1 pseudogene is annotated in these 346 nt (G+C 64.2%); it reads right to left on the bottom strand.

Going from position 1 to position 346, the window contains the following annotated elements:
- Window positions 1-346 (bottom strand): annotated as a pseudogene (locus tag STRAU_RS34675) (alpha-1,4-glucan--maltose-1-phosphate maltosyltransferase); the annotation flags it as partial.

Below are 346 nucleotides of genomic sequence, written 5' to 3'. Positions count from 1 at the left end.
CGACGGGTTTGGTGTGGGGGTTGTCGACGCGGAAGACCCGCACGCCGTGGCCCATCCAGAAGCGCAGCAGCCGGATCGTCTCGGCGACCAGACCCGGCATGTCCCGGTCGAAAGCGATCGGATAGATGTCCTGATATTTCTTCGGCGGATTCTCCGCATATGCGATCGAACCGTCCGCCCGGTGCGCGAACCACTCCGGATGCTTGTCCACCCACGGATGATCCGGCGAACACTGCAACGCGAAGTCCAGCGCCACCTCCATCCCCAGACGCCCCGCCTCACCCACGAACGCGTCGAAGTCCTCCAACGTGCCCAGATCCGGATGCACCGCATCATGACCACCCTC

Origin of the sequence: Streptomyces aurantiacus JA 4570, from assembly GCF_000414115.1 — a bacterium.
GTDB lineage: Bacteria > Actinomycetota > Actinomycetes > Streptomycetales > Streptomycetaceae > Streptomyces > Streptomyces aurantiacus_A.
This window is presented reverse-complemented; position numbering and strand designations above follow the sequence as displayed.